The organism is Flavobacterium nackdongense (genome assembly GCF_004355225.1).
Lineage (GTDB): Bacteria > Bacteroidota > Bacteroidia > Flavobacteriales > Flavobacteriaceae > Flavobacterium > Flavobacterium nackdongense.
In genome coordinates, this window is the sequence record NZ_CP037933.1 from 2,658,078 (window position 1) to 2,679,340 (window position 21,263).

The window sequence follows — 21,263 nt, forward strand, 5'->3', positions numbered from 1 at the left end:
AGTGTTATTAAGACTTCTTGTCTTGTTTTTCAAGATTTTTTAAATATTTAATGTAATTACCTAATTGTTTTGATATTTCTAAGACATCATTTCTGTGGCTGTAGAAATTTTCTTCATTTATATATTCTAACAATTTTAAAAAGTTGAACATATTTCGGCATTCGCCCGCCGAACCTTTTGAAAAATATAAAAACCTAATTAATTCTTTTTTCGTTTCTCTTTCAAAACCTTCGGCAATATTATTAGAAATGGACAATGCAGCTCTTTGTAATTGATCTTTTAATCCAAAATCTTTATTAATTTGTTGATTTGACAATGTTAGTTTATACACTTTAACTCCAAAAGACAAGGCTTTTTGATAAACTTCCATATCTTCAAATGAACTGTATTTTGCCATTTTTTTAGATTTTTTAGATTTTTTTGCTGTTTTAGATTAATCTACAAAGAGAAACTCTCTCCACAACCACAAGTTCTACTCGCGTTTGGATTATTAAAAACAAATCCTTTTCCGTTTAATCCTCCAGAATATTCTAAAATTGTTCCTGCTAAATACAGAAATGATTTTTTCTCTACTGCAATGGTTATTTCGTTGTCCACAAAAATTTTATCATCGTCTCCTTTATTTTTATCAAACTTCAAATCATAGGACAAACCCGAGCATCCACCGCTTTTTACTCCGACTCTAACGTAGTCTTTTGAGGCATCAAAACCATCGTCTTGCATCAAATCGATGATTTTCTTTTTGGCTGTATCAGAAACTTGTATCATAGCTTATTTTGATTTTGTCTAAATAAACGGCAAATGTATTACAAATTAGGTTTTAAGTCAACCAAGATAGCATTTTTATAACTATGATTAGATAGAAAAAGTCTATTTAGTAAATCATTCACAAATGTATTACTTAAATTTGTTTCTTCTTGAAAATAATTGAAGCAATGAAACTCTATCCTATAGAAACAGGTAATTTTAAATTAGACGGCGGCGCGATGTTTGGCGTGGTGCCAAAAACCATTTGGAACAAAACAAACCCTGCAGATGCCAACAATTTAATAGATTTGGCAGCCAGATGTTTGCTCATCGAAGACGGCAATCGCCTCATTCTGATAGACAATGGAATGGGCAACAAGCAGTCCGATAAATTTTTTGGCTATTACTACCTTTGGGGTTCCCATTCATTGGATAATTCCTTGTCTAAATACGGCTTTCATCGCGATGATATTACTGATGTGTTTTTAACTCATCTTCATTTTGACCATTGTGGCGGAAGCGTCAATTGGAACAAAGATAAAACGGGCTATGAAGTGGCGTTTAAAAACGCCAAATATTGGACCAATGAAAACCATTGGGAGTGGGCGACAAAACCAAATTTAAGGGAAAAAGCATCTTTTCTTTCAGAAAACATTCTGCCCATTCAAGAAAGCGGTCAATTGCATTTTTTGAAATTACCTGAAACTGATTTTGGATTTTCCACCGAATTAAATTTCGACATTTTCTTTGCTGATGGTCATACCGAAAAACAAATGATACCTCAAATTAAATACCGAGATAAAACCATTTGTTTTATGGCTGATTTAGTCCCAACTGTGGGGCATTTGCCTTTGCCTTATGTGATGGGTTATGATACCAGACCACTTTTGACCATGCCCGAAAAATCAAAGTTTCTGAATATCGCTGCCGAAAATAATTACTATTTATTTTTGGAACACGATGCCCACAACGAAATTATTACTGTCGAAAAAACAGAAAGAGGGGTTCGGTTGAAGGAAGTATTCAGTTGTGATAAAATCTTTATATAATGTTAATTTTGTTTTGAAATGTAACAAAATTGATATTTTTACATCAAATTTTTAATTCCTAAAAAACAACAACCAATGAATACATTCAAATCCAGTCTATTGTCTGCTGTTGCGCTATCGCTATTAGTAGGATGTGGAACTTCAAAAACAACTACGAATATCAGTTCGTTGATGATTCAAGCACCCGTTAACGTTCAAAAAAAGGCTGCGCTTAAAGAGGCAGAATTAAATCGATGGAGTCATTTAGATATTATAAAGGACACTATTCCAGGAATGAGTGTTGATAAGGCTTATGCAGAATTACTCAAAGACAAAAAAGGAAAAAAAGTAATCGTAGGAATTGTTGATTCAGGGGTTGATATCGAACACGAAGATCTGAAATCGGTGGTTTGGACCAATAAAAAAGAGATTCCAGGAAACGGAATTGACGATGATAAAAACGGTTATATCGATGATATTCACGGTTGGAATTTTCTGGGCGATATTACTAAAGAAAATTTAGAATACGAAAGAATTATTGCCCACAAAAACCTTGTGGATGAAGCCACTTATTTAGAGGCAAAAGCATTGAACGATAAAAAAATTATGTCTTCAACCAACGGAAAAAAACAATTAGAAACCATGTCTTCTGATGCGACCAAAGCCGATGAAGTTTTAACAAAACATTTTGGCAAAACGGGCTATTCAATCGAAGAAGTAAACGCTATCGACGCGAAAGACGAAGAAATTTCTAAAAGTAAAATGATGATGCAACGTATAAATTCCTTTGGAATGACCGTGCCGGAATTTAAAATTGCTTTACAAAAAGAATTGGACGGCTACAATTCCGTAATTAATGGTGATAATCTTAAAACCAATTACAGAAAAGTAGTAGGAGACAATCCAGATGATATTACCGATACCAAGTACGGCAACAATCAGGTTATGGGGCCAGATCCCAAAAAGGAAAATATTCTTCACGGCACGCACGTGGCAGGAATAGTTGCCCAAATTAGAAACAACGGTTTAGGCGGAGATGGAGTAGCAACGAATGTCGAAATCCTTACGGTTCGTGCGGTGCCAGATGGTGACGAGTATGACAAAGACATTGCACTTGGTATTCGTTATGCGGTAGATAACGGTGCGAAAGTAATCAATGGAAGTTTTGGAAAAGCATTTTCTCCACACAAACAATGGGTTTATGACGCTATAAAATATGCCGAAAAGAAAGATGTATTAATCGTTCATGCGGCAGGCAATGACGCCAAAGACATCGATCTGGCAAATAATTTCCCCAATGATTCTGACGATAAAAAAACAGAATTCGCAGATAATTTAATCACCATTGGAGCCTTGAATTATGAATATGGAAACAAAGTCGTGGCTCGTTTTTCTAACATCGGAAAACTCAATGTCGATGTTTTTGCTCCGGGTGTCAAAATTTATGCTTCGACACCAAATAATACCTACAAACTATTGCAAGGAACCTCAATGGCATCTCCAAATGTAGCTGGTGTAGCCGCTTTAATTCGTTCGTATTATCCAAAATTATCCGCCAAACAAGTGAAACATATTTTGATGGATTCTGGTGTAGCGCTTCCATTTGATGTTATCGTTGGAGGAAAAGCCGCAGACGTTCGTCCTTTTACTAATTTGTCCGCAACAGGCAAAATGGTCAATGCCTACAATGCTTTATTGATGGCTGAAAAAATGTCAAAATAATACAATTTTAATACTACTTATGAAATGGAAGGTGTAAAATCCTTCCATTTTCTATTTTAACACGATATGAAAAAAATTCTTTTACTCGCCGCAATTTCACTGAATTTCGGAACTCTTTTCGCCCAGAGCACCACCTATTGGCAACAACAGGTCGATTATAAAATGGACGTGGTGATGAATGTCAAAAATTACCAATACAAAGGCAAGCAGGAATTGGTTTACACCAATAATTCTTCGGATACTTTGAAACGGGTTTATTATCATTTATTCAATAATGCATTTCAACCCGGCAGCGAAATGGACGCCAGACTTCAAAGCATCAAAGATCCCGATGCAAGAATGGTCAACAAAATAAAAGTCGGTGATGCCGAAATCAAAGAAAGCCGAATCAAGACTCTAAAACCGAATGAAATTGGCTATTTGAATGTTTCGAATTTCAAACAAGACGGCCGTATCGCCAATGCAAAAACTGTAGGAACCATTCTCGAAGTGACTTTAGCAAAACCCATTTTGCCGCATTCAAAAACCACTTTTACTTTAGATTTTGAGGGACAAGTTCCAGTGCAAATTCGTCGATCAGGCAGAAATAATGTGGAAGGAATCGAATTGTCGATGGCGCAATGGTATCCCAAAATAGCCGAATTCGATTTTGAAGGTTGGCATGCCGATCCCTATATTGCTAGAGAATTTCAAGGCGTTTGGGGAAATTTTGATGTCAATATAACCATCGACGCAGCCTATGTTTTGGGAGGTTCAGGGTATTTACAAAACAAAAACGAAATAGGTCACGGTTATCAGGATGCAGGAATTACGGTGGTGCATCCAAAGAATACCAAAACCTTGACTTGGCATTTTTATGCCCCAATGGTGCACGACTTTACATGGGCAGCCGATAAAAATTACCTTCACGATCTGGTCAAAGGTCCCAATAATGTCGATTTGCATTTCCTGTACAAAAACAATCCAAAAATCATTGACAACTGGAAAAACTTGCAACCTTTGATGGCCAAAGTGATGGATTTTTATAACAAAACCGTTGGTGATTATCCGTATAAACAATACTCCTTTATTCAAGGTGGCGATGGCGGAATGGAATATGCTATGTGTACTTTGATGCTGGGAGAGGGCAAATTTGAAGGAATCGTAGGAACAGCAACACACGAATTGGGACATTCTTGGTTTCAGCATATTTTGGCTTCCAATGAAAGCAAACATCCGTGGATGGATGAAGGTTTTACCTCCTATATCGAAGATTTGGCAATCAATGAAATAGCCGTGCAGAAAAGGGAAAATCCTTTTGAAGCGTCTTATAAAGCCTATTACAAATTAGTAGAATCAGGCAAAGAACATCCCCAAACCACGCACGGAGACCGCTATAACGAAAATTTTGCGTATAGCATTGCCTCCTACAGCAAAGGCTCCATTTTCTTGTCGCAATTAGAATATCTGATCGGAAAAGATAATGTTGGTAAAACTTTAAAAAAATATTTTCAGGATTTCAAATTCAAACACCCAACGCCCAATGACATCAAGCGAACTGCCGAACGCATTTCAGGAGCCAACCTCGATTGGTATCTCACCGATTGGACACAAACTACCAACACAATCGATTATGGCATTAAGGCGGTAAACGAAGCAGGTAATTCTTCAAAAATTATCCTCGAAAGAATAGGTCGTATGCCAATGCCAATCGATATTTTAGTCGAATATACCGATGGCACCCAAGAGCGTTTTTACATTCCGTTGCGAATGATGAGTTTTGAGAAAGAAAATCCATCCCGAAGCATCGGGACTGAAATTAAAAGGACCGTTTTAAGCGATTGGGCTTGGGCTTATCCTACTTATGAATTTAGTATTTCGAAAACCAAAAACACCATCAAAAAAATCACAATAGACCCTAGTAAATTAATGGCAGATGTCAAGCAAGCAGACAATACTTTTGAAATTAAATAATGCTGTTCTTTAATAAAAAGGCAGTAAATTGCACAAAATAGTTTGTTTTTATCAGCTAATCATTTAGATTTGAAAAAAAAACAGATGAAACGCGGGTAACCAAATATTTTGGATTAACAAAAAAAAGTGGTAGCGTTCCATCTTCCTATAAAAAAACAATATAAGTAACAGATGAAATCATTTGATGTAGCTATAATTGGCAGTGGTCCTTCGGGAGCTTCGGCAGCGTTTGAATTGGCCAAAAACGGAATTTCTGCTGTGATAATCGAAAAAGAAATTCTGCCTAGATACAAAACCTGTGGCGGAGGCTTGGTTTTTAGAGGTCGAAAAAATATGCCCTTTGATGTTTCATCGGTGGTGGAAAAAGAATTCTATGAAGTAGACACTTATTTTGCCAATACGCCTCTAAAATTTACTACTCAAAGAGACCAACCCATCGTGAGCATGATTATGCGGGACGCGTTTGACAATCTGATTGTTGAAAAAGCGAAAGAAAAAGGAGTTGTACTTTTGCAAAATCATAAAGTCTTAGACATTAGTTTCGGTGACATCCAAACGATTCACACCTCGGAAGGCGATGTGCAAGCAAAATTCATTATTGCCGGTGACGGAGCATTGAGCCCGGTATCTAAAATAGCGGGTTGGCAAGAAACGAGAACTATAATTCCGGCTTTAGAATATGAAGTTGAAGTTTCTGCTGCCGATTTCGAGCGTTTGTCAAAAAATGTTCGGTTTGATGTAGATGTTATTCCGCTGGGTTACGGTTGGTGTTTTCCTAAAAAAAATCATTTGTCTATTGGGGTGGGCGCTTTTGTAAAATCGAAGCAAAAAATAGATCTCAAGAAAATTTATGCTGACTATCTTAAAATCTTAGGCATCAACGAAATCATTAGTGAAGAAGCACACGGCTTTGTGATTCCGGTTTCACCCAGAACGGATACCTTTGTTCAAAAAAATGTTTTTTTGATTGGGGATTCAGCAGGATTTGCCGATCCTATTACTGCCGAAGGCATATCCAACTCCATTTTGAGTGGTGTTTTGGCGGCACAATCCATCGCCGAAAGTAATCTTGACTCCGTTCGAGCCGCCCAATTGTATCAAGAAAAACTGGAAAACAGCCTCCTGCCCGAAATTAGAACAGGAGTAGTTTTGGCTAAATTTTTCTACGAGAAAAAAACATTGCGCAATCTTTTCCTCAAAAAATACGGTCAGGTTTTGGCCAATGCCATGACCGAAGTATTTATGGGAGAAAGAACCTATCCAAAAGATTATAAAGCATCTATCCGTAGAAAATTGAAGGAAATTGTTTTTTAATAGCCAAAAAAGACTCAATCCAAAAAGGATATTTTTTCTATTTGAATAGCGTCATTAAATAAAAAAATGAAGAATTAGTTTGATAATGAGATGATTTCAAAAAAAATGCTACTTTTACTTTTTGAGCAATAGGAGCCTTACATTTTTTCAATATTTAAATCTAACGAACTGCATGCTGATAGAAGTTTGTGCCGATAAACCACTTTCTAAACCTTATATTTTACTAAAAAGGACAGAGTCCTATGTAAAAGCTACAGCTTCATTGCAGGCATTTTGCTTGGCGAGTATTTTATTATGTTATTTGAATTTTAAGGCAATAGAAGATTCAGAGGACAACTTCTTTTGGGTTCATTTATTTCTTTTCATTTATTTTTCTAGTTTGGTAATCACCACGCAGTTGGACGCTTATAGCCGGTATCAAAATTATAAAATGGCGAAAGATTTACTGCATCAATATGGTTTTAAAAAACCGCTGATACGAGTTTTTTCTAAATCGAAATGCCAAAGAGAAGCCGCCGCCGAAGCCGGAAATTGTTTGGGATTCAAGAAAGAAGTCAACGACTATTTTTACAGTATGGGTTTTCGATGGTATCATATTTTGCCTCATCTTATCCTAAAGAAACCCCAAATTTTCTTCACCAAAAACTATTGGTTGTCTACTTTTTTTGTATCTAATTACAAAAGCAAATACTTTTATTGGTGAGAAAACTAGCAATTCGAAACATGGCTTTGAGCTATGGCAATCACAGCATTTTAAAGGGAATTGATTTTGAAATAACTCAAGGCAAAATTACCGCCCTAATCGGTCCCAATGGCGCGGGCAAAAGTTCGGCTTTTAGAGTTTTGGCAGGATTGGTGCAACCTGATAGCGGCAAAGTATTTTTAGACCAAAAAGAATTAGCAAATTTTAATCTCCTCAAAAACCACTGTGGCTATTTGCTCGAAACAGCCGATTTCTACCCTTATCTTAGTGGAAGAAAAAACCTAGAACTTTTTATAGGTCTAACGAATTCTAAAGCCAACGCAATTGATTTATTAGAAAAAGTAGGGCTCAGCCAAGCGGCCGATAAAAAAGTGCAGCAATATTCTCGTGGAATGAAACAACGTTTGGGATTGGCACAAGTACTTATTGATAATCCCTCATTTCTGATTTTGGATGAACCTTTCAACGGTTTAGACCCGGAAGTCAAAGAACAAATTCTTCGACTTTTGGTCGATTTGAAAAAGCAAGGCAAAGGCATTTTGGTTTCTACTCATCTTTTAGAAGATATTGAGGCCATTGCAGATGATTTTATACTATTGAATCAAGGCGAAATCTATCTTTCAGGAAGTATGGAAAGCTACCGCACCGACAAGCAGAATGTCACGCTGCATTTTGAAGAAACGGTACCAAAAGACCTTGAAATTGAGTTTGATTTTTTCAGTAAAGACCATAAAATAGGACTCAGCGCAAGTATTGAAGAAACCAAAATAGTGGTCAAAAAACTTCAAGAATTGGGCTACATTCCTTATAAAATAGAGCGCTCTAGCATTTTGTATGACAAATATATGGAAATCGCCAAATGAGACAATTGCTAAAATTTGAAGTTATAAAATTGCTCCACCGGCCAAGAACTTTTTTAAGTATTGGCTTGATGTTGGTTTTGGTTGCACTCATTTTTTGGGGATTAAAAGCCGAAGGCGAAAATGCTTTGGGCTATTTATTCCAATCTTTGGGCGACAATTTTCTGATGCAAGGTTCCATTCTCAATGGGTATATGGTTAGTTTTTTAATATTAAATACACTTTGGATTCATATTCCTATTTTGATCGTTATTGTAACCGGCGATTTATTTAGCTCCGAACTAGAATCAGGAACCGTTCGACTATTGATGACCAGACCGCTTAGCCGAAATCGTGTTGCACTTGCCAAATTTGGAACAGCTGTGATTTATGTGTTCTTTTTTGTGCTGATTTTTTCTATCGTCGCATTAGGACTTGCTTTGCTGCTGTTTGGTAGCGGCGATTTGATTGTGGCTTTCAACGGCCTGCAAATTCTACCCGAAACCGATTTGCTCTGGCGCTTTTTTGCTGCTTTTGGATATGCTTTTTTGGCAATGAGCACTTTTGCCATTTTCTCGGTGGGGATTAGTTTTTTTACCCGAAAATCATTGGTGGCGATACTCATCACTTTGGGAATCATTGTGATTAATACTTTATTGCAAACCTTGGCTTCCTCTCTATTTTTAGGTTGGGAATTCTTCCTGATTACCTATCATTTTGCGCAGTGGCAATTGTTTTTTTATTCGGAGATGGATTGGGTTTCTTTGTTGAATTCAGCAATTTGGTTAGTCTGTTTTTCAGTATTCTGCATTGTGGTTTCATTGATAAGATTTAAACATTTAAAAATTACCGAATGAAACATTTTACACTTTCCATTGTGCTTGTTTTTATTTGTTTTGGCGTCAAAGCTCAAACGGAACTTGCCGACAATCTCAAGAAAAAATACACGATTAATCGAGGTTTCGAAACGATGGTCAATATTTGCATCGATGTTCCAGGGCTGACGATTCCGCCAAAAGACATTAGTGTTTTTTATGAAAAAGGCAAAAAACCACAAATAAAAGGCAAAGGAATTTTATTGCTTCCCAAAAAAGGATTTTTGAACCAATTTTCAGAATTATTGAACGTGGAAGCCCATTGGATTCTTTTGGATGAAAAAGGAGATGTATTGCGTTACAAATTAGTTTCTTTAGACTCGAAAAGTGATTGGGTCACGGCAGATTTAAAAATTTCGAAAGCCAATATCCGCATCGACGAAATCAATTTGACCACCAAAGAAGCGGGTGTCTTTCTAATTAAACATTCTTATGGAAAAGCTACTTTTCCCACCGCGACAGAAATCAGTTTTTTGACCAATAAATTCAATATTCCGTTGAAGTTTTTGGGCAAATCGAGTATCAAAAACATCAAAGACAAAGAGGGAAAAGTAAAAGGTAAAATCTTTTTGAGGTTTAGTAATTTTAGGGTGTTGTAATTCAATTTGGAAATAAAAAAAAGGGCTAGTTTCAATTCCGAAACCAGCCCTTTTATAGACAAAGAATTCTACTATTTATAGAATATCATTCCAAATGGTTTTGTCTTTCAATAATATTTCGCGCATAATTTGAATAGGAGGCATTCCGTTGTCCAGCATCGCATCGTTGAATTTTTGCAAACTGTACTTATTACCTTCTTGTTTTTTGTAATCTTCCTGCAATTTCAAGATTTGCAATTTTCCCAAAGTATAGAATAAATATCCGGGGTCATAAGTACCTCTCAAGGCTTCTTGACTTGAAGATTTTTCGCCTTGATACCAGTTGTTCATAAAGAATTTGGTAGCATCATCCACATTCATTCCATAGCAATGTGTTTTGACCGACACACACAAACGACAAAGACGCAACAAGGCTTCACCAGATTGTGCCATACGGTATTTGGCCGCCTTAATTGGGTCTCCAGAATTACCAAATCCTGCATCCAAAATCATTTTTTCGGTATAATGAGCCCAGCCTTCGATAAAGGCATAACTTCCGAAAATCTTCTGAATTTTGGATGCATCGGAAGCATTCAAATGCAAAAACTGAGTATAATGACCAGGATACGCTTCGTGAACAGAAACCACATCGGTAGAATAATAATTAAATTGTGACAGCCAATCTTCGGCCTGTTTAGGTGTCCATTTCGAATCAACTGGGGTGATGTAGTAATAGGCTTCGGTAGCTTTGGTTTCAAAAGGACCGGGAGTATCCATCGAAGCTGTGCTGGTTGCTCTTGCAAATGCTGGAGTCTCTTCCAGTTTTACACGAACTTCAGAAGGCATTGTAACAATTTTTTTATCAATCAAAAACTGCCGAATTGCTTCTAGATTTTTCTTAGAATCTGGAATTAAACTTGCTGCTGTGGGATGTTCTTTTTGCATATCATTGTAAACATCGATCGGCTTTTTGTTTGGGTTTATAATTTTTGCGGCGGCATCAAAAGAAGCTTGTTCTTTTTGTAATTCCTTAATTCCAATGGCTAAGATATCATCAGCTGACATTGTAATTCCTTCGTTATACAAGAGCATTTTTTGATAATTTTCTTTTCCAATGGCATAATCGTTATTGGCTTTAGGAAGTTTTTCTTTTTCTAAAAAGGAAACATAATCGTTTATGGCGTCGATGGCTTTTTTATTGGCACTATTGAAAACCTTCATTAAAGAATCATTTTTAACGTCTTTCAAGGCTACCAAAAGATCGTAGCCCAAGAAAGAAGCGGAGCCTTTTGCAATCTCAATAGCCAATTGAATGTGTGGCAAAGCCAATGAATCTTGAAGATTTGCTTTCGCATCTTCGTATAATTTTGGCGCTTCATTCTCAATAGCGATAATGGATTTAATTTGTTGTTCGAGAGGCGCAAAATTCCTTTTAATGTAAATATTTACATCAATGGCTCCAGCATAAGTCATCGGATTTTTGGTGTAGACTGCCAGATTTTCAAAGTTGAGCAACTCTCGTTTGATATTGAAGCCCAACATTTTCCAATCATAAAAAGTTTTGGTGCTCAAAGTAGTGGAGTCTATTGCAGCAAGTTTTTTTTCATACTCCTTTAGTCTAGCTACTTCGGCTGCGATCGATGCTTTACTGTAATCCGTAATTTTTCCATCATATTGGTGATACCCCAAATAAACCCCTGTTTGCGGACGCCAAGCCAAATATCCATAAATGAATTCTTCGGATAGTTTTACAAAATCGGCATCGCCTGAAGCGGAATTCTTATCGCTTTTATTACAGCTTATAAAAGCAAAAGTGGAGACAAAAAATAGGAGGATAATTTTTTTCATCGATTATAAATTTGTGCATTAATAATTTGAATAAGTGACATTTTTATTTTCATTTGACAAGATTTAAAATCAAAAGTAGGATTTAAAACAACAGGTTCCTTTTTTGAAGTAACTTCTTTACCGCAGATTCTTCAACATTTCCGCAGTCATACTTTCTAAATCAAACTCGTGATGCCAGTTCCAATCTGCTCTGGCACGAGAATCATCGATACTTGCCGGCCAACTATCGGCGATGGTTTGACGAAAATCGGGTTGGTATGAAATGCTAAATTCAGGAATATGTTTCTCGATTTCGGCTGCAATTTCGGTGGGAGTAAAACTCATTGCGGCCAAATTATAGGAAGAACGAATCTTGATTTCCTCCGCGGGAGCTTGCATAATTTGAATCGTAGCAGCAATCGCGTCGTCCATATACATCATCGGCATTTTGGTTTCTGAGGATAAAAAGCACTCGTATTTTCCGTCGCTTAATGCTTTGTGATAAATATCTACAGCATAATCTGTGGTTCCTCCGCCCGGAGGCGTTGACCAGCTAATTAGTCCTGGATAACGCACGCTTCGAACATCAACACCAAAATGAGTATGGTAATATTCGCACCATCTTTCGCCAGCTTGTTTACTAATTCCGTAAACCGTCGAAGGTTCCATAATGGTATATTGTGGCGTATTTTCGCGTGGCGTTGTTGGTCCAAAAACGGCAATACTTGAGGGCCAGAATATTTTTTTTATTTTCTTGGCTTTGGCCAAATTCAAAACGTGAAACAAGGAATTCATATTCAAATCCCAAGCAAAAGCAGGGTTTTTTTCGGCTGTAGCCGATAGTAATGCTGCCATCAAATAAATATCGGTAATTTGATGCACTTCGACTAAATGTTCGATTTGGTTGAAATCCAACGCATTTATGACTTCAAAAGTTCCAGAATTGACAACCTCATTGTTCAATTTTCGAATATCGGAAGCAACGACATTTTCGGTGCCATAAATCGCTCTCAATTTATGCGTTAATTCAGTGCCAATTTGCCCACAAGCGCCAATAATTAATATTTTAGGATTCATAAGAATAGTATTTGAAATGTAAAGATACTGTTTTTGTAAATAGTAAAATTTCCAACAAAAAGGATCAATTTTAGAATTTCAGTAGTATTAATCTTGAATAAACTCTTAATTTTCATTCTGTAATTGCAAGAAATTTGCCGCTCATCTATTAGATTGTTATTCTAAAGTTGCTGCAAACTGAACACAAAATTTTTTAAACCACATAGAATTAAAAAAACAGAGGTGATACATAGAAAAATCCTTTTTTCATATAGTCTTTATTCAATTACCAACGGTACTATGTAAAAGCGAAGCTTACTAATTTCGAAGTAAAAATAAAGCTCTATGTGGTTTAATTTTTTTTGAAGTATTGTTCTAAATCTGTAATTCAGAATTGTAAATTTAGTTCGTAACTTTGCGACTTAACTTATACCGAATGAAATGAGCATAACTGATAAATTGCTTGTAAACACCCATACTTGTATGCGAATTACATTTGACCGGTAAAAAACAATAAAAAACAACAAATGAAATTCAAATATATATATGTTTTTTTGCTAATTTTTAGTTTGTTTTCGTGCAAAAACGAGAACGAAATACGTCAGGCAGAATCTATCAAAGACATTAAAAAGAAAGAATTAATTTTTTTGAATATTGATAAAAATTGGAAATTTAATGCCAAGCCTATTAATTCAGCTTCGCAATCTCAAACAGTTTCCTGGAAAGAATGGCGCTCTTTTTTGGCAGAATTAGAGCAAAAACCAAAGAAAACCATCGGGGCTTTTCAGAAAAAATCAGCCGAACTTTCTAAAAAAGTCATGGCTTTGAATGTTTTTTTGCCCGCCGAATACAATAATCCTCAAATGAAAAGTAGAATTGCCATCTTGATTACCAAGGTGCGAATGCTCGATTTATACCTTCATTTGAAAGACATGCCCGAAAAAAAAATAGTAGCTTTATTGCCTGAAATCAACATTCAATTAGTGGCTTTGCAAAACCAAATGGATAAGATTGATCAAAAAAGCAAAATTCCTCTGGAAACCGGTGAATCTGAATTATTGAAAATGATTCGCGATACCGCAAGAGCCATTCCAAGTTCGTCACCATTAGATCCAAATACGCCTCGAGTTGAATAATAAAAATCTATATTCGGTTTATGACAATTCGACTAAGGTCAAACAAATTGTCAGCAGTTTGCAAGAAGACAATCAAAAAATTCAATTGAATGGATTGATAGGTTCGTCGCTTTCGTTTGTAGTACAATCGCTTTTCAAAAAAGCGGAGACCCGAGGCATAGCCAAACAGAGCGCAGCTAAACCGTTTTTGATTATCTTAAACGACAAGGAAGAAGCGGCTTATTATTTGAATGATTTAGAACAAATGATTGGCGAAGAAGACGTGCTGTTTTATCCCGGTTCGTATCGCCGTCCCTACCAAATTGAGGATACCGATAATGCCAATGTACTGCTTCGTGCCGAAGTATTAAATCGCATCAATTCTCGAAAAAAACCAGCCATTATTGTCACTTATCCCGAAGCGCTTTTCGAAAAAGTAGTGACTCGAAAGGAGTTAGACAAGAACACTTTGAAAGTAGCGGTTGGCGACCAAATTTCGATAGATTTCATCAACGAAGTCTTGTTTGAATACGAGTTCAAAAGAGTCGATTTCATCACAGAGCCCGGCGAATTTTCGGTTCGTGGCGGAATTGTCGATGTGTTTTCTTTTTCGAATGATAATCCGTATCGCATCGAGTTTTTTGGCAATGAAGTCGATAGCATTCGAAGCTTCGATGTAGAAACACAATTGTCTATCGAAAAGCAGAAAAAAATCACGATTATTCCCAATGTCGAGAACAAATTCTTTCAGGAGCATCGCGAAAGTTTCTTGGAATACATCAATAATCAAACGGTTTTGTTTATTCAAGACACCGATTTGCTTTTCTCAAAACTGGACAAACTTTTTGCGAAAGCGACCGAGATTTTCGAAAACCTGAATGCAACCGTAAACCACGTTGCACCAAGTCAATTGTTCCTGAACCAGACCGAATTCATCAAGAAAAGTTTGGATTTTTCGGTTGTCGAATTGAGTTCAAAACCCATTTACAAAACGAAAAAAGTTTTCGATTTTCACATCAAACCACAACCGTCATTCAATAAACAATTCGACTTGTTGTTGAATAATTTGAATGACAACCATTTCAACGGCTACAAAAATTATTTATTTTGTTCCAATGATGCCCAAGCCAAAAGGTTTCACGATATTTTCGAATCTTTAGACGAAGAAAACTCCGAGAACATCCGCAAGCAATACAATACGATTGTTTTGCCTATTTATCAGGGATTTATCGACGACGAAAATCAAATTGCCTTTTATACCGATCACCAAATTTTTGAACGGTATCATAAATTTAGCATCAAAAGTTCGGTTTCGAAGAAGCAAAATATCACGCTAAAAGAGCTCACGACGCTGTCCGTTGGTGATTATGTAACCCATATCGATCACGGAATTGGAAAATTTGGCGGTTTGCAGAAAATACAAGTCGAAGGCAAAACCCAAGAAGCCATCAAGCTCGTTTATGCCGATAATGATATTGTGTATGTGAGCATCCATTCACTTTACAAGATTGCAAAATACAACGGAAAAGACGGAACGCCGCCCAAAATTTATAAAGTAGGTTCGAATGCTTGGAAGATTCTGAAGCAAAAAACCAAGGCAAGAGTCAAACATATTGCGTTCAACTTGATTCAGTTGTACGCCAAACGAAAATTGGAAAAAGGATTCCGTTTTGCGCCTGATAGCTATTTGCAAAATGAATTGGAAAGTTCCTTCATCTACGAAGACACGCCCGATCAAGTAAAATCGACGGCTGAAGTCAAGGCTGATATGGAAAGCGACCGACCAATGGATCGCCTAGTTTGTGGCGATGTTGGTTTTGGGAAAACGGAAGTTGCGATTCGTGCCGCGTTCAAAGCGGTGGACAATTCGAAACAAGTTGCCGTTTTGGTTCCAACCACGATTTTGGCGTACCAACATTATAGAACTTTTACCGAAAGGTTGAAAGATATGCCCGTTTCTGTGGGTTATCTGAACCGTTTTAGATCTGCCAAACAAAAAGCGGAAACGCTACAACAATTAGCCGAAGGAAAGCTTGACATTGTTATTGGCACACATCAATTGGTCAACAAAAATGTGGTTTTCAAAGATTTGGGATTGTTGATTGTAGACGAGGAACAAAAATTTGGGGTCAACGTCAAAGACAAACTCAAAACCATCGCTGCCAATGTCGATACGCTGACCTTAACCGCGACACCCATCCCGAGAACCTTGCAGTTTTCGTTGATGGCGGCGCGCGATTTATCCGTAATTACAACACCTCCGCCCAATCGTTATCCTATTGAAACGAACGTGGTTGGTTTTAGCGAAGAAACGATTCGGGATGCGATTTCGTATGAAATTCAACGTAACGGACAGGTTTTCTTTATCAATAACCGAATTGAAAACATCAAGGAAGTAGCGGGAATGATTCAACGCTTGGTTCCTGATGCGCGAGTGGGCATTGGTCACGGCCAAATGGATGGTAAAAAACTCGAGGAATTGATGTTGGCTTTTATGAACGGTGAATTCGATGTTTTGGTAGCAACCACCATTATCGAAAGTGGATTAGACGTCCCCAATGCGAATACCATTTTCATCAATAATGCGAATAATTTTGGACTATCCGATTTGCATCAAATGCGGGGTCGTGTGGGTCGAAGCAATAAGAAAGCTTTTTGTTATTTTATCTGTCCACCCTATTCAGCGATGACGGATGATGCTCGAAAACGAATTCAGGCATTGGAGCAATTTTCGGAATTGGGAAGCGGTTTCAATATTGCAATGAAAGATTTGGAAATTCGTGGAGCAGGAGATTTATTGGGAGGCGAACAATCAGGTTTCATCAACGAAATAGGTTTTGATACTTACCAGAAAATTATGAACGAAGCCATCGATGAATTGAAGGAAAACGAATTTAAGGATTTGTATGAAAACGAAGACAGCGGACTAGAAAAAGAATATGTGAAAGACCTGCAAATCGACACCGATTTTGAGTTGTTGTTTTCAGACGAATACATCAATAATGTGACAGAGCGTTTGAGTTTGTACAACGAATTGGGCAATGTTAAAAACGAAGAAGAATTGGTCGTTTTTCAAAATAAACTAATTGACCGTTTTGGACCGATGCCGCCAAGAGCCCTGGCTTTGATGAATAGTATTCGCATCAAATGGGTGGCTACGAAAGTTGGAATCGAGAAATTAGTGCTAAAAAAAGGCAAGATGATTGGTTATTTTGTGTCCGACCAACAATCGGATTTTTATACCTCGAAACGCTTTCATCAAGTGATTCAGTTTGTGCAAAAAAACAGCAACATTTGCGTAATGAAAGAGAAACAAACCCCAGCAGGATTACGCCTTTTATTGACTTTTGATAATGTGAAAACCACAAGAAGGGCTTTGGAATTGATGGAGATGTTGGGGAAGTAAAAAATAGCGAAATAGCTTTTTATATATTTTTTTTAAAACCTAATCATTGGAGTCCTTGCTTAGCTACTGATTTTATTATTCGTCAAAAGTTATTTGCCGAAACTGATAAGTATCTTTTGTTTTTTTATAAACAAAAATCCCTAAAGAATATTGTGCAATAAAAATGGAGTTATTTTTGTCAACATATATAGCCAGTGCAACGCTATCGATATCATAATCTATCAAACTATGTATGAAACGTTGTTTTCTGTCAATTACCTCTTCCACTTTTTCATTAATTATTCTAAACACCCCGCATTCGGATGCTACGAAATAGGGTTCTTCTGTACTATTTAGACAAAAAGCTCTTAGCTCAGACTCCTCTTTCAAAGACAAAGACGGTTTTGACCACAAAACTTTTTGGATTTTGCCTTCTATATATTTATAAATTCCTGATTCACGAGAACCCATATGTGCGAGCCCAGTAGCTATCCATAGCACATCATCAGAGGTATACTTTAATGCCCTAATATTACCACCAGATAGAATTTCTTTCCCTTTAGAAAGGACCATTTCATCTTTCATAGAAATGGGTATTTGCCATAAAGAGCCTCCCCATTCTCCACAACCAAAACCGAGATACAAACTGTTTTTAGTTAAAAGGCAGTGCTGAGGCATTTCATTGTCTAACATCCAAGAATTGTCACGTATAGAGTACATTGAAATCTCTTGCCAAGCTGAGTTCAGCCTTTTAGTGAATATTTTTTTAGAGGTAATAATCACGAGTAAACTATCATTTGCAACAAACTCAAACTCCTTTATGTTGTTAAATTCAGAAAAAAGTCTCACTTTGGTCCAGCTTTTTTGATTTTTATTTCTTGTAATAATCCAGTAGGAACCATCTGCAATAGTTATGGCACATAGATTGGATTTCGTTTCAGTAAGACGAAGAATAGCTTTGTAATTGTTGATTTGTAGCTTGTTAAGTTTATCGTGTACAGTGTCGCAAACGTAGTATTTGTCGCTTGTCGCTTCGTATTTTTCTACAATTAACAAATCATTCCAAATAAATAGGTTTTTTATGTTCTGTTGAGAGACTTTAAGGTTACTAATATCTTGTCCAAAAGCTGACATCATAGTTAACAATAAAATATATTTTTTCATTTTGAATTATTTATTAGTCCTAAATATAGGTTTTTTTAGGTATTTTAAAGCTTCCAGCCTTTAAAAGGCTGGAAGCTTTTGTAGCGTATAATTAATTCCAAAGGCTGGAAGCTTTGGAGAAAGTAACTATTCGATAATTAATTCTTCTATTTCGCCTAAATCCTGATTTATAGAATGATAGTATTTGAAATTTTCTAAATCATTAAAAGCTTGTATAACTCTATTCCGTTGTATTTTTGTTTGTTTTGTCGAGAGGATTGTTCCGTAAGAAGTCCAAGGATATTCGACAATATTTTCTGTGAATCTATGATGAACAGGATTGTTGTGGATGTAGAAAATCAGTTTTTGGAAATAGTTTTCGGAACTAACGACTTTTCTTTTAAAGTTTTTCTCGAATAAGCTTCCGGTTCTGTTGTAACGTTTGTTCATTGCCAGAGTATAAGCATTGAACAAATTTGAAAACTGTTTTGAAGCACTTATGTTTTTTGGTTTATCGGTTGAAGAATATTCCAGTTTTGTTGTATCAATTTCATTTGTTTCTTTGATATAAACTAGAATGTGAAAATGATTTTTCATTAAACACCAAGCAAAGGTTTCTGCTATTGGGTTGATATACTTTTCGTAAAGTCTTAAAAAATGATTGTAGTTTTCAGTTTCATAAAACAAATCAATTCCATTGTTTCCTCGGTTGTAAATATGATAATATTTACCATTTTCAAGAGGAATTGGATTCATAATTATATCGTGTTGTTTTTATTAAAAGCTTCCAGCCTTTTAAAGGCTGGAAGCTTTGGAGAAATACTAATTCTTCAAATCCTTAATTACTTTAAACGCCACATCTACTTCGTCTTCGCTTACCAAAATGGTAAATTCGTTGGAAGTTGAAATTACTTCGTTGATGATGATTCCTTCCCAAGCCAAACGTTGGAAAATGAAATAATAAATTCCTGGAACCACAATGTTTTCTTTGGGTAATTTCACCGTAATCGAAGCTAGGTTTTCTAGTTTTTGAATCAATTTTTCGTTGGCAAAATGTTTGTCAACCAAATGATTTACGCTGTTGCTCACCACAATATTGGTTTCATTTACCCCACGGGAGGAAGTGTAAAATATATCATTAAAAGTGTTGATATCTGTAATTAAATCGGCTTGTTTGTTCAAAACAGTTTCCGAAGCAGCAAAAGTATAATCGGTCAACGACGAGCGAACCGTGATTTCGCCAATGTTTTTGATTACTTTATTGATTTTGTGATTCAGTCTGAAATCCAACTCTTCGGTGAGTCTTTTTAGCGCCATAACCACTGCGCCTTGTTTGACTTCCTTACCAAATTCAGGCTCTAATTCTACCATGATGTTTCTAGACAAAGAGGTCAAATTGATGATGCCAAGAGACAAAGCATTCAATAAAAAGGGTTTGGTTTTGATGTAATTTTCTACGATAGAGGAAACGGTTTTCATGACTTTAATTTAATAACTATTTGTAACATTAAAAAAATATCAATTTGTGATAATCTAACAAAATGATACGCAAAAATAAATAAAAAAACAATTTGTTACAAATTAAACAATAATAAATTTTTTTAAAAATGATAAAAAGCATCAATAAGATGTTCAATTACAAAAGATTCGCCTTCTTTGTGCACCGCAATGATGTCAAAACGGACTTCGACATCTAAATCATTCGAAATAACATATTCGTTTACTGCTTTGACCAAAAGTTGAATTTTTTTTGGTTTTACAAAGTCTTGAGGCAGACCAAAATCTAAAGTAGAACGCGTTTTAACCTCAACAATAGCAAGCGTTTTTTCTTTTTGAGCAATAATATCTATCTCGGCTTTCTGGAAAGTCCAGTTCGTTGCTAGGATTTCATAGCCGTTTTTTTGAAGAAATTCAACCGCCATTTCTTCTCCAAGTTTTCCTAAATCGTTGTGCTGAGCCATTTTTGAAAGTTAGAAGTTAGGGGTTAGAAGATGGAAGCTGGGAGCTGGGAGTTGGGAGTTGAAAGTTAGGGGTTATTCGAAAGTTAGTTTTGAATTTTTCTCATTCAATTCTAATGAAACTTGTTTGCCAAAAATCAAGGCTCGGTTATCGCGAAAATGGCCTGCCGGAAAATTATACAAAATCGGAAAAGAATAGCCTTTGGTCACATCTTCGATAATTTGGTTGGCATTTTTTCCCCAAGGGATTTCGTTGTCTCGCATTTTGGTCATTCCGCCCACAATCAAACCGTTCAGACCCTCAAAGCAACCGCAGCGTTTCAGACTCATCATCATTCGGTCTATATGATACAAATATTCGTCAATATCTTCGATAAAAAGGATTTTTCCTTTGCAATCGATTTGGGCATTCGAACCCATCAAACTATATAAAATAGACAAATTTCCGCCTACGATTTCTCCTTTGGCATTCCCTAATTTGTTGGCTGCATCAAAAGGAATTTCATATTTCAGGCTTTCACCAAAAAGCGCTTTTCGCAAACTTTCGATGGTTTCGGGAGTAGCTTTGGCAACGGTTATGGGCATTGCGCCGTGAATTGTAGCAATCTTCATTTGGTTGATATAACTGTGAAGAATTGTCACATCGCTAAAACCAAAAATCCATTTTGGATGTTGTTTGAATTTTGTAAAATCTATTAAATCGATGATTCGAACGGTTCCATAACCTCCTTTAACACACCAAATCGCTTTGATATTGGGATTGTCCAATTGATGTTGAAAATCGGCGGCTCGTTCTGCATCAGTTCCCGCCAATTGGTTGTTGTCTAAGCCGATAGTTTTTCCAATAACGACTTCCAATCCCCAACTGCGCATTAAATCTATAGCCGGTTTCAGATTATCATCGATATTTTTTCGGGCTGTTGCCAAAATGGCGATGGTATCGCCTTTTTGTAAATGAGGTGGAATCTTCATAGGTGTTTGTGCTTGACTATTGAATAATGATAGAACAAAAATAAGGAT

The 21,263-nt window shown here is 36.4% G+C and carries 19 protein-coding genes; 10 read left to right on the forward strand and 9 right to left on the reverse strand.

What is annotated here, in order from left to right:
• Positions 1-7 precede the first annotated feature (7 nt).
• Entirely contained in the window at positions 8-397 is a 390-nt protein-coding gene (locus E1750_RS11425; RefSeq protein WP_133276898.1) for a four helix bundle protein, read from the reverse strand.
• A gap of 41 nt (positions 398-438) precedes the next feature.
• On the reverse strand, positions 439-768 hold the full coding sequence (locus E1750_RS11430) for a HesB/IscA family protein (protein ID WP_133276899.1): 330 nt from the start codon (positions 766-768) through the stop codon (positions 439-441).
• A gap of 167 nt (positions 769-935) precedes the next feature.
• Here E1750_RS11430 and E1750_RS11435 point away from each other — a divergent pair, with 167 nt between their 5' ends.
• From E1750_RS11435 to E1750_RS11470, 8 genes are all read left to right on the forward strand, one after another.
• Positions 936-1,796: an MBL fold metallo-hydrolase gene (locus E1750_RS11435; RefSeq protein ID WP_133276900.1), complete on the forward strand. Its 861-nt coding sequence runs from the start codon at positions 936-938 to the stop codon at positions 1,794-1,796.
• Between the two features lie 75 nt (positions 1,797-1,871).
• Positions 1,872-3,497 carry a S8 family peptidase gene (locus E1750_RS11440; protein ID WP_133276901.1) on the forward strand — a complete coding sequence of 542 codons (1,626 nt, stop codon included), beginning with the start codon at positions 1,872-1,874 and terminating at the stop codon, positions 3,495-3,497.
• A 66-nt stretch (positions 3,498-3,563) separates the two neighbouring features.
• Positions 3,564-5,450, forward strand: coding sequence for a M1 family metallopeptidase (locus E1750_RS11445; RefSeq protein WP_133276902.1), 1,887 nt, complete (start codon positions 3,564-3,566; stop codon positions 5,448-5,450).
• A gap of 171 nt (positions 5,451-5,621) precedes the next feature.
• Positions 5,622-6,764: a geranylgeranyl reductase family protein gene (locus E1750_RS11450; protein WP_133276903.1), complete on the forward strand. Its 1,143-nt coding sequence runs from the start codon at positions 5,622-5,624 to the stop codon at positions 6,762-6,764.
• 172 nt (positions 6,765-6,936) lie between these two features.
• Entirely contained in the window at positions 6,937-7,467 is a 531-nt protein-coding gene (locus tag E1750_RS11455) for a hypothetical protein (RefSeq protein ID WP_133276904.1), read from the forward strand.
• Positions 7,464-8,330, forward strand: coding sequence for an ABC transporter ATP-binding protein (locus tag E1750_RS11460; RefSeq protein ID WP_133276905.1), 867 nt, complete (start codon positions 7,464-7,466; stop codon positions 8,328-8,330). Before E1750_RS11455 ends, E1750_RS11460 begins: the two co-directional genes overlap by 4 nt.
• Positions 8,327-9,163: an ABC transporter permease gene (locus tag E1750_RS11465; RefSeq protein WP_133276906.1), complete on the forward strand. Its 837-nt coding sequence runs from the start codon at positions 8,327-8,329 to the stop codon at positions 9,161-9,163. Before E1750_RS11460 ends, E1750_RS11465 begins: the two co-directional genes overlap by 4 nt.
• Positions 9,160-9,780, forward strand: a complete 621-nt coding sequence (locus E1750_RS11470; RefSeq protein WP_133276907.1) for a hypothetical protein — start codon at positions 9,160-9,162, stop codon at positions 9,778-9,780. Before E1750_RS11465 ends, E1750_RS11470 begins: the two co-directional genes overlap by 4 nt.
• Before the next feature lie 75 nt (positions 9,781-9,855).
• Here the strand turns inward: E1750_RS11470 and E1750_RS11475 are convergent, their stop codons facing one another.
• Together E1750_RS11475 and E1750_RS11480 are read right to left on the reverse strand one after the other, a co-directional pair.
• On the reverse strand, positions 9,856-11,607 hold the full coding sequence (locus E1750_RS11475; protein ID WP_133276908.1) for a DUF885 domain-containing protein: 1,752 nt from the start codon (positions 11,605-11,607) through the stop codon (positions 9,856-9,858).
• A gap of 117 nt (positions 11,608-11,724) precedes the next feature.
• Positions 11,725-12,663, reverse strand: a complete 939-nt coding sequence (locus E1750_RS11480) for an L-threonine 3-dehydrogenase (RefSeq protein WP_133276909.1) — start codon at positions 12,661-12,663, stop codon at positions 11,725-11,727.
• Positions 12,664-13,169: 506 nt separating this feature from the next.
• Between E1750_RS11480 and E1750_RS11485 the strand changes: the two genes are divergently transcribed.
• Entirely contained in the window at positions 13,170-13,778 is a 609-nt protein-coding gene (locus tag E1750_RS11485; RefSeq protein WP_133276910.1) for a hypothetical protein, read from the forward strand.
• Positions 13,771-17,163, forward strand: a complete 3,393-nt coding sequence (gene mfd / locus E1750_RS11490; protein ID WP_133276911.1) for a transcription-repair coupling factor — start codon at positions 13,771-13,773, stop codon at positions 17,161-17,163. The genes E1750_RS11485 and mfd overlap by 8 nt, the downstream gene beginning before the upstream one ends.
• Before the next feature lie 75 nt (positions 17,164-17,238).
• On the opposite strand, the gene E1750_RS11495 is transcribed toward mfd, so the two are convergent.
• From E1750_RS11495 to E1750_RS11515, 5 genes are all read right to left on the reverse strand, one after another.
• Complete coding sequence (locus tag E1750_RS11495; protein WP_133276912.1) at positions 17,239-18,306, reverse strand: hypothetical protein; 1,068 nt, start codon at positions 18,304-18,306, stop codon at positions 17,239-17,241.
• Between the two features lie 126 nt (positions 18,307-18,432).
• Positions 18,433-19,041, reverse strand: coding sequence for a hypothetical protein (locus E1750_RS11500; RefSeq protein WP_133276913.1), 609 nt, complete (start codon positions 19,039-19,041; stop codon positions 18,433-18,435).
• A gap of 66 nt (positions 19,042-19,107) precedes the next feature.
• Positions 19,108-19,764 (reverse strand): aspartate kinase, encoded by a 657-nt coding sequence (locus E1750_RS11505; protein ID WP_133276914.1) that lies wholly within the window; start codon positions 19,762-19,764, stop codon positions 19,108-19,110.
• A 122-nt stretch (positions 19,765-19,886) separates the two neighbouring features.
• Positions 19,887-20,246 carry a YraN family protein gene (locus E1750_RS11510; RefSeq protein ID WP_133276915.1) on the reverse strand — a complete coding sequence of 120 codons (360 nt, stop codon included), beginning with the start codon at positions 20,244-20,246 and terminating at the stop codon, positions 19,887-19,889.
• Between the two features lie 72 nt (positions 20,247-20,318).
• Positions 20,319-21,215, reverse strand: coding sequence for a S66 peptidase family protein (locus E1750_RS11515; RefSeq protein ID WP_133276916.1), 897 nt, complete (start codon positions 21,213-21,215; stop codon positions 20,319-20,321).
• Between the last annotated feature and the right edge of the window lie 48 nt (positions 21,216-21,263).